The organism is Nocardia vaccinii NBRC 15922 (assembly GCF_001613305.1).
In the GTDB taxonomy this organism is placed as follows: Bacteria; Actinomycetota; Actinomycetes; order Mycobacteriales; family Mycobacteriaceae; genus Nocardia; species Nocardia vaccinii.
The window spans coordinates 1-9,038 of record NZ_BDCC01000008.1; the positions used below are offsets into that span (position 1 = coordinate 1).

The following is a 9,038-nucleotide window of genomic DNA, read 5'->3' on the forward strand; positions in this document are numbered from 1 at the left end:
CAGAGTCTCACCGGAGTGAACCGGGTCGATCGGCTGGGCAACTTTTACAGCTTAGCTCAACACGAGCGGCGAAACCAAATCCGCGCTCTTGGTTGATCCAGTGTGATCGCCAGACGTTCTGCGTACATCCTCGTGTCCCGGGCCTCTCGGCTCCGGGTCGGTGTCCGCGTCGCTGACTCGGAATAAGTTACGTGTTGCCGCCGACCATGTCAAATCACCTGGTCAGGAGCTTTTTCCTACGCGCTCTATGCCGGCGCCGAGCGAGCGCATGTTCTCCACGAACTTCGGATAGCCGCGATCGATGTGGAAGACGTCGTGCACCTCGGTGACGCCGTCGGCGACCAGACCCGCGAGCACCAGACCCGCGCCGGCCCGGATGTCCGAGGACCACACCGGCGCACTCGACAACCGCGGGATGCCGCGGACGACCGCGTGATGACCATCGGTTCGGGCGTCGGCGCCGAGCCGGATCATCTCCTCGACGAAACGGAACCGCGCCTCGAAGACGTTCTCGGTGATCATCGAGGTGCCGTCGGCGATCGCGGCCAGGCCGATGGCCATCGGCTGCAGGTCGGTCGGGAACCCCGGAAAGGGCAGGGTCGCGAAGTTCACCGCCCGCGGCCGCTCGGGCTGCACGACGCGAAAACCGTCCGGCTCGAACGAGATTCGCGCACCCGCGGAGCGCAGCTTGTCCAGCACCAGCGACAGGTGCTTGGGATTGATCCCCTGGACGCGCACATCACCCAAGGTCATGGCCGCGGCGATTCCCCAGGTGGCGGCGACGATTCGGTCACCGATCACCTGGTGGGTCGTCGGCGAGAGCTTGCGCACGCCCTCGATGGTGAGGACGGAGGTGCCCGCACCGTCGATCCGCGCCCCCATCCTGATCAACATCGTGCACAGGTCGACGATGTCGGGCTCACGAGCGGCGTTGTCGATGATCGTCTCGCCCTCGGCCAGCACCGCGGCCATCAGGATGTTCTCGGTCGCACCCACCGAGGGGAAGTCCAGCCGGATCCGGGCGCCCTGCAGCTCGTCGGCGCGAGCGACCACACAGCCGTGCTCGATCTCGCTGGTCGCGCCCAGCAGACGCAAGCCCGTCTGATGCATGTCCAGCGGCCGCGAACCGATCGCATCACCGCCCGGCAGTGCGACCACGGCCCGGCGGCATCGCGCCATCAGCGGACCCAGGACACAGACCGAGGCGCGGAACTGCGTCACCGCGGGGAAATCGGCGTGATACTTCGGCTCGGCCGGAGTATCGATGGTGACGACGGATCCCGCGACGGTGACATCGCAGCCCAGGCCGCGCAGCACCTCGGCCATCAGCGGCACGTCGAGGATGTCGGGGCAGTTCGTGATCGTCGTCGTGCCCTCGGCGAGCAGCGCGGCGGCCATCAGTTTCAGGACGCTGTTCTTGGCGCCGCCGACCGCGACCTCACCGACGAGCCGACTGCCTCCCGTCACCAGAAACCGTTCACTCACAGCGCCCCCTCGACGGGGCTGGCCTGCGCCGTGCGTGCCGCACGCTGTGTCGGTGGTTGACTCACGGGGGCCAGCCTAACGGGCGGGGCCATCGGTCGTGGCCTCTCCGTCCGTCTCCGATCGCCCGGCGGCACCAGGACGCCACAGGATGTCACCATCCGGATTGGCCACCCGGCCGAGGATGAACAGTAGATCCGACAACCGATTCAGATATCTCGCGGGCAGCACGCTGATGTCGTCGGAGTGTTCTCGCACCGCCGACCACGCCGAACGCTCGGCACGGCGCACCGCCGTCCGGGCGGTGTGCAGCAGTGCGGCCAACGGGGTGCCACCAGGCAGGATGAACGAATTCAGCGGCGCCAGTTCGGAATTGAACTCGTCGCAGTATCGCTCGAGACGGTCGATGTAGGACTGGGTGATGCGCAGTGGCGGATACTTCGGCTCGGCCACAACGGGTGTGGACAGATCCGCGCCCGCGTCGAAAAGATCGTTCTGCACCTGACGCAGCACCTCGATCACCTTCGGCTCGGGCTGCCCCAGCGCAATTGCGACACCGATCGCGGCATTGGCCTCATCACAGTCGGCGTAGGCGACCAGCCGGGGATCGGTCTTGTCCACTCGCGAGAAATCGCTCAATCCGGTGGTGCCATCGTCGCCGGTCCGCGTATAGATACGCGTCAGATGCACACTCATGCTCCCCCGCCTCTCCGGGTGTTCTGGCCGACCATAGGTGTTCTTCCTCCACTATCCCGGACGACGTCGAACCCGTTCGGAGGGACGAGACTCCACCCAGGACAGGAATGCCGCGAGCGCGCCGCGATCGAGTGCCAGCTCATAGCTGCCGTCACCGTCGGAGACCGCGATCACGACGATGTCGTCGGTCATGATGTCGTACTCGTCGCCGACCGGACCGCGTCGATCGACCACCTCGATACCGAGGCGCCGAATTGTCGAATCCGCACCGAATCTGAGACTGGTCAGCTTGTAGAAGACCAGCTGATCCTCGCCGTACCGGATCAAGCCGTGCCGCCAACCCTGACCGCCCTTGGCCGGGAGTACCCGCAGGATCGCCGCCGTTCCGCCGCGACGCAACATCAGCAGACGATAAAGCGAGGCCAACCCCAGACCGACAAGCACCAACACCAGAATGATCAGCAACGCCATTCCGGTCCGCAATCCAGGTCCGTCCCTTCGCTCTGCCCCTGATGCCGGTGCTAGTGGCGTGTCATCCCATACAACGTCACCGTGTGGGCGAGTCTACAAACAACCTCGCACCGGAAATCGGCCGGTACACCCCAGTTGCGGGCCTCTTCCGGCGCGTCCCGGGGCGAATTCGGCGCACTCGTGAAAGGCCCACGCGCACAAGGTGTTCCGATACCCTTCGAACGACGCCGGCGACCGGGTCGCCGGCGCACACGCACGGCGTACCCGGCCGCACGCCACGATCTGCGGGACCTGCCACGGGGCTCCCATGGCGAACCACACCGAGATGATGCTCTCCCCCGCTTTGGTCGAGACATCGGCGAGGGGAACGCCCGAGCCTGCGCGTATCCGCCGCGTCCGTTGACCGCGAAAGTCTCATCGGTCCAGCTGACACTGGCATGCGGGCCGTTCACCGTCGGGTGCGCCTCGTGACTCTCGTTGCCGTAATCGTCCGGCTGCTGTTATCACACAACAAAAAAACCGTGCGGCGGCTCCGGAAATGTCCGGGGCCGCCGCGCGGTTTGCCGAATTCGGTTGTCGTGAGAACTCTTCTCAGGCGCGAGCGCTCAGCTCGACCGCACGCAGACGACCTTCCGCGGCGTTCTTGTCCTGTTCGGAGGCATTCGGGTCGGCGATGACCGCACGCGCGGCCTCGACGTCCACATCGTCCGCGAAATCGGCCGTCTCGGCCAGAATTCGCACGGTCGACCCCGTCACGGAGAAGAATCCGCCGTTCACCGCCGCGACGATGCGCTCGCCCTCGGAGCTGACGATGGTGACGATGCCACCCTCGACCAGCTGCCCCAGGACCGGCTCGTGGCCGTGCAGAATACCGATCTGCCCCTCGGTGGTCTGGGCGCTGACGAAACTCGCCTGTCCCGACCACAGCCGTCGCTCGATGGCGACCATATCCACTGACATATCCGCCATGATGGGCTACTTCCCGGCGATCTTCTTCGCAGCCGCCTCGACATCGTCCAGGCCACCGCAGGAGTTGAACGCCTGCTCGGGGAAGTGGTCGAACTCGCCCTTGCAGACGCGCTCGAAGTCGTCGATGGTCTGCTCCAGCGGCACGACCGAACCCACCTGACCGGTGAACTTCTCGGCCACGATGAAGTTCTGACCCAGGAACTTCTCCAGGCGACGGGCGCGGCCGACGAGGACCTTGTCCTCCTCGGACAGCTCGTCCATACCCAGGATGGCGATGATGTCCTGAAGTTCCTTGTACTTCTGCAGGATTCGCTTGACCTCGTTGGCCACCGCGAAGTGCCGGTCACCCAGAATCGAAGCCTCCAGAATGCGGGAGGTCGAGGTCAGCGGGTCGACGGCCGGGTAGATACCCTTCTGCGAAATCGGGCGGGAAAGCTCGGTGGTCGCATCCAGGTGGGCGAAGGTGGTCGCCGGGGCGGGGTCGGTGTAGTCGTCCGCCGGAACGTAGATCGCCTGCATCGAGGTGATCGAACGACCACGCGTGGAGGTGATGCGCTCCTGCAGCTGACCCATCTCGTCGGCCAGGGTCGGCTGGTAACCGACGGCCGAGGGCATGCGGCCCAGCAGGGTCGAGACCTCGGAACCGGCCTGGGTGAACCGGAAGATGTTGTCGATGAACAGCAGCACGTCCTGGTTCTGCACATCGCGGAAGTACTCCGCCATGGTCAGGGCCGAGAGGGCCACGCGCATACGAGTGCCCGGCGGCTCGTCCATCTGGCCGAAAACCAGGGCGGTGTCCGGCAGGACGCCCATCTCCTCCATTTCCAGGTGCAGGTCGGTGCCCTCACGGGTGCGCTCACCGACGCCCGCGAACACGGACGTACCGGAGAACTCACGCGCGATACGGGTGATCATCTCCTGGATCAGAACGGTCTTGCCGACACCGGCGCCACCGAACAGGCCGATCTTGCCGCCCTTCACGTAAGGGGTCAGCAGGTCGATGACCTTGATGCCGGTCTCCAGGATCTCGGTCTTACCCTCGAGCTGGTCGAACGGCGGCGGCTGACGGTGGATGCCCCACTGCTCGCCATCGCGGCCCAGGCCGGGCGTGTCCAGGCAGTCGCCGAGGGCGTTGAAGACGTGGCCCTTGACCACGTCGCCGACCGGCACCGAGATCGGCTTGCCGGTGTCCTCGACGTCCACGCCGCGGACGAGGCCGTCGGTGGGCTGCATCGAGATGGTGCGCACGATGTTGTCGCCCAGGTGCTGCGCGACCTCGAGGGTCAGCGTCTTGGCCACCGAGGGCAGGGTGACCTGCGCGTGCAGGGCGTTGTAGAGCTCGGGGATGGAACCCCGGGGGAACTCGACGTCGACGACGGGGCCGATGACTCGGGCGACGCGGCCTGTACCAGCGCCCGCCCGACTCGTGTTCTCTCGAGTAACAGCTGCGGTCATTTCTCTTCTTCCTGGGTGGGCAGTGGGCTAGTCGCGATCCGACGCCGCCGCCAGCGCGTTCGCGCCACCGACGATCTCGCTGATTTCCTGCGTGATGTTGGCCTGCCGGATCGAGTTCGCCTGCCGGGTCAGATTGTTGACCAGGTCGTTGGCGTTATCGGTGGCCGCTTTCATCGCGGTGCGTCGCGCGGCCGATTCCGAGGCCGCGGCTTCGAGCAACGACGAGTAGATGCGGGTGTTGATGTACTTCGGCAGCAGTGCGCCGAGCAGCTTGTCCGCATCTGGCTCGAACTCGTACAGCGAGGAAATCTGCGCGGTCGGCGAATCGGACATCATGTCCTCGCCGAGGTCGTAGGTCTCCTCGATGATGTCCACGTGGATCGGCGCGAGCCGACGCACTTCGGGCGTCTGCGACAGCATCGACACGAACCGGGTGTAGACGATGTGCAACTCGTCCACACCGGCGATGGTGCCTTCGCCGTTCGGCGCGGGCACCTCGCCCGCGGCGCCCGCCATGAACGCGTCCACCAGGTGATTGCACGCGGAGGAAGCGTCGGTGTAGTGCGGCTGCTGGGAGAATCCGGTCCACGAGCCCATCGGGCGGCGGTTGCGGAAGGTGTAGTACGACAGGCCCTTGGCGCCCATCACGTAGATCACCGGCTCCTTGCCCTCGGAGCGCAGCGTCGTCATGAGTTCCTCGGCGCGCTTGAGCACGTTCGAGTTGTACCCACCACACATACCGCGGTCGCTGGTGATCACCAGGATCGCGGCCCGAGTGGGCTCGGCCCGCTCGGTCAGCAGCGGATGCGAGAGATTCTGCGAGGCGCCGGCGAGCTCGCCGAGCACCTTGGTGATCTCCTCCGCATACGGCTTGGCCGCGGCGACCCGGGCCTGTGCCCGGCTGATCCGCGAGGTGGCGATCAGCTCCTGGGCCTTGGTGATCTTCTTGATCGAACTCACACTACGAATGCGGGAGCGCAATTCGCGAATATTGGCCATCAGCTATTCACTCCCTTCATTCGGTGTACGGCTGTCCGACAATCGCATTGGCTGCTCGCGTTTACTTCTCGACGTGCTTGCGGTGGACGGACACGGACTCGACCTCTTCGTGGTCCAGCTGACCGGCCGCGGGCTCGTTCACCACGCGGCTGCCGTCGGAGGTGATGAAGCCGTGCTTGAACTTGTCGGTCTCGGCCTTGAGCAGATCGGCGGTCTCGCCCTCGATCTTCTTGCCGCCCTCGATCGTCTTGAACGCGGCGGCCGCACCGCGGTGCAGGCTCTCGAGCAGCTCGGCGTTGAACCGGCGGACGTCGCCGACCGGCACCGAGTCGTAGTAACCGGCGTCGACCAGGAAGATCGAGACGATCTGGTCCTCGACCGCGACCGGGGAGTACTGGTCCTGCTTGAGCAACTCGACCCAGCGCGCACCGCGCTCGAGCTGAGCCAGCGAGGCGGCGTCCAGATCGGAGGCGAAGGCGGAGAACGCCTCCAGCTCGCGATACTGGGCCAGCTCCAGACGCAGCGAACCGGCGACCTGCTTCATACCCTTGGTCTGCGCGGCGCCACCGACACGGGAGACGGAGGTACCGACGTTGATCGCCGGGCGCACACCCTTGTTGAACAGGTCGGACTCCAGGAAGACCTGACCGTCGGTGATGGAGATGACGTTGGTCGGGATGAACGCCGAGACGTCACCGGCCTTGGTCTCGATGATCGGCAGACCCGTCATGGAGCCCGCGCCCATCTCGTCGGAGAGCTTCGCGCAACGCTCCAGCAGACGCGAGTGCAGGTAGAAGACGTCACCCGGGTACGCCTCACGGCCCGGCGGGCGACGCAGCAGCAGCGAGATCGCGCGGTACGCCTCGGCCTGCTTGGACAGGTCGTCGAACACGATCAGCACGTGCTTGCCCTGGTACATCCAGTGCTGGCCGATGGCCGAACCGGTGTACGGCGCAAGCCATTTGAAGCCGGCCGAGTCGGACGCGGGCGCCGCGACGATGGTGGTGTATTCCATCGCGCCGTGCGCCTCCAGCGCGGCCTTCACACCCGCGATGGTGGAACCCTTCTGACCGATGGCGACGTAGATGCAGCGCATCTGCTTGGTCGGGTCGCCCGACTCCCAGTTCGCCTTCTGGTTCAGGATGGCGTCGATGCAGACCGCGGTCTTACCGGTCTTGCGGTCGCCGATGACCAGCTGACGCTGGCCGCGGCCGATGGCGGTCAGCGCGTCGATGGCGGTGATGCCGGTCGCCATCGGCTCGCCCACGGGCTGACGCTCGAGCACCGAGGCGGCCTGCAGTTCGAGCACGCGGCGGTCGTCGGCCTCGATATCGCCGAGGCCGTCGATCGGCGCGCCGAGCGGGTCGACCACGCGGCCCAGGAATTTGTCGCCGACCGGCACCGACAGCACGTCGCCGGTGCGCCGGACGGTCTGACCCTCTTCGATGGAGTCGAACTCACCCAGGATGACCGCGCCGATCTCGGTGTCCTCCAGGTTCAGCGCGACGCCCTGCACGCCACCCGGGAATTCGAGCAGCTCGTTCGCCATCGCCGAGGGCAGGCCACTGACGTGGGCGATACCGTCGCTGGTGTCGGTGACCGTACCGACCTCCTCGATGGAGGTCTCGGGGGTGTAGGCCTGGGTGTAGCTCTGGATCGCGCTACGGATCTCGTCGGGGGAGATCGTCAGCTCCGCCATGTTCTTCCTGCTCTCGCTGTGTTGGATTCTGCCTGTGCGGGGCGGCCTCCGTGGTTACGCTCCGCTGCCGCCTCCGGCCGCTGACCCGCCCAGGCGGCCTGGTCTCGAATGTCGGGTGGGGTGGCCGCCGCTTTACGTCAGAGACTGACGCAGTCGCTGTAGCCGGCCCACGGCACTGCCGTCGATCACATCGTCGCCGACGTGCACGACGACACCGGCCAGAAGGCTCGGATCGACCTGCACATGCACCGTGATCGGCTTGTCGTAGATGCGCTGCAGCGAGGCCGCCAATTGCTCGCGCTGCTGCGGCGTCAGTTCCGTCGCCGCACGCACATGGGCCACGATCTGCTTGCGCAGCGACGCGGCCAGATCGGACAGCTCGTCGAAAACGCCGGAGGCCGCTCCATTGGAGCGGCTGACCGCCTGCTCGGCCAGCTGCAGGGTGATGTCCTCGACCTTGCCGGTGAGCAGGCGCGCGACCAGCTCACGCTTGGCCTGCGCCGACTTACCGCGGTCGGCCAGTGCCTGCTCGAGATCCGGATTGTCCTCGACGACCCGGCCGAGCCGGAACAGCTCGTCCTCGACCGCGTCGATGCGCCCGCGATCGGCGGCCGCACGTAGCAGCGCCTCCCGGCCGAGCAGCACCAGCGTGTCGACCAGGTCCCGGCTACGGGACCAGTCCTGGGCGACGGCGGTGGTCAGCACGGCCTGCGTGGCCACGCTGATCTTGCCGCCGAACAGACGTTCGGCCAGTTCGGCGCGCACCGAACTCGACACCGACTTGTCCGCGAGCGCGACACGCAGCGAGCGCTCGCCGTCCAGGACGTCGACCACGGCGAACAGTTCGGATCCCGTCGTGGCGGCGACGGTGTCGCTCCCGGTCAGAGCAGCCGAAAGAGCTTCCCGTGCACGGGAATTCGCCTCGCGGCTCGCTGCGTACATGCTTCCCACTTTCACTGTGTTGGCTCCTGCCTGTGCGTGGCGGCCCGTGTGGTCGCACATCGCTGCCGCTTCCGGCCGCCGACCCGCTCAGGCTTTGTTGGATTATGCCTGTACGCGACAACCGACGTGGTGACGCCCTGCTGTCGGGTCGGTTGGCTCCGGCCGCTGACCTGTCCAGGCAGCGCTTGTTCATGCCTGTACAGGGCGGCCTGCGTGGTTACGCTCCGCTGCCGCCTCCGGCCGCTGACCTGTCCAGGCAGCGTTTGTTCATGCCTGTACAGGGCGGCCTGCGTGGTCACGCTCCGCTGCCGCCTCCGGCCGCTGA

General features: G+C 66.4%; 8 protein-coding genes. All 8 read right to left on the reverse strand.

Annotated features, from left to right (window positions below; all coding sequences use genetic code 11):
- Positions 1-222: 222 nt before the first annotated feature.
- Positions 223-1,485, reverse strand: a complete 1,263-nt coding sequence (gene murA / locus NV1_RS04625; RefSeq protein ID WP_067885865.1) for a UDP-N-acetylglucosamine 1-carboxyvinyltransferase — start codon at positions 1,483-1,485, stop codon at positions 223-225.
- A gap of 75 nt (positions 1,486-1,560) precedes the next feature.
- The gene (locus NV1_RS04630; RefSeq protein WP_067885866.1) at positions 1,561-2,178 is read right to left on the reverse strand and encodes a cob(I)yrinic acid a,c-diamide adenosyltransferase; all 618 of its coding nucleotides are present in this window, start codon (positions 2,176-2,178) and stop codon (positions 1,561-1,563) included.
- Between the two features lie 51 nt (positions 2,179-2,229).
- Positions 2,230-2,649, reverse strand: a complete 420-nt coding sequence (locus NV1_RS04635) for a DUF2550 domain-containing protein (RefSeq protein ID WP_067885868.1) — start codon at positions 2,647-2,649, stop codon at positions 2,230-2,232.
- A 591-nt stretch (positions 2,650-3,240) separates the two neighbouring features.
- Complete coding sequence (locus NV1_RS04640; protein WP_067885870.1) at positions 3,241-3,618, reverse strand: F0F1 ATP synthase subunit epsilon; 378 nt, start codon at positions 3,616-3,618, stop codon at positions 3,241-3,243.
- Between the two features lie 6 nt (positions 3,619-3,624).
- Positions 3,625-5,073, reverse strand: coding sequence for a F0F1 ATP synthase subunit beta (atpD, locus tag NV1_RS04645; RefSeq protein ID WP_067885872.1), 1,449 nt, complete (start codon positions 5,071-5,073; stop codon positions 3,625-3,627).
- 27 nt (positions 5,074-5,100) lie between these two features.
- Positions 5,101-6,072, reverse strand: a complete 972-nt coding sequence (locus NV1_RS04650) for a F0F1 ATP synthase subunit gamma (protein WP_067885874.1) — start codon at positions 6,070-6,072, stop codon at positions 5,101-5,103.
- Positions 6,073-6,133: 61 nt separating this feature from the next.
- Entirely contained in the window at positions 6,134-7,771 is a 1,638-nt protein-coding gene (atpA, locus tag NV1_RS04655) for a F0F1 ATP synthase subunit alpha (RefSeq protein WP_067885876.1), read from the reverse strand.
- 132 nt (positions 7,772-7,903) lie between these two features.
- Positions 7,904-8,713, reverse strand: coding sequence for a F0F1 ATP synthase subunit delta (locus NV1_RS04660; protein WP_067885878.1), 810 nt, complete (start codon positions 8,711-8,713; stop codon positions 7,904-7,906).
- Between the last annotated feature and the right edge of the window lie 325 nt (positions 8,714-9,038).

Coding starts and splice junctions, on each gene's coding strand:
- atpD (WP_067885872.1), bottom strand. CDS start 5,073: ATGACCGCAGCTGTTACTCGAGAGAACACGAGTCGGGCGGGCGCTGGT.
- NV1_RS04660 (WP_067885878.1), bottom strand. CDS start 8,713: ATGTACGCAGCGAGCCGCGAGGCGAATTCCCGTGCACGGGAAGCTCTT.
- NV1_RS04650 (WP_067885874.1), bottom strand. CDS start 6,072: ATGGCCAATATTCGCGAATTGCGCTCCCGCATTCGTAGTGTGAGTTCG.
- NV1_RS04640 (WP_067885870.1), bottom strand. CDS start 3,618: ATGGCGGATATGTCAGTGGATATGGTCGCCATCGAGCGACGGCTGTGG.
- NV1_RS04635 (WP_067885868.1), bottom strand. CDS start 2,649: ATGGCGTTGCTGATCATTCTGGTGTTGGTGCTTGTCGGTCTGGGGTTG.
- atpA (WP_067885876.1), bottom strand. CDS start 7,771: ATGGCGGAGCTGACGATCTCCCCCGACGAGATCCGTAGCGCGATCCAG.
- NV1_RS04630 (WP_067885866.1), bottom strand. CDS start 2,178: ATGAGTGTGCATCTGACGCGTATCTATACGCGGACCGGCGACGATGGC.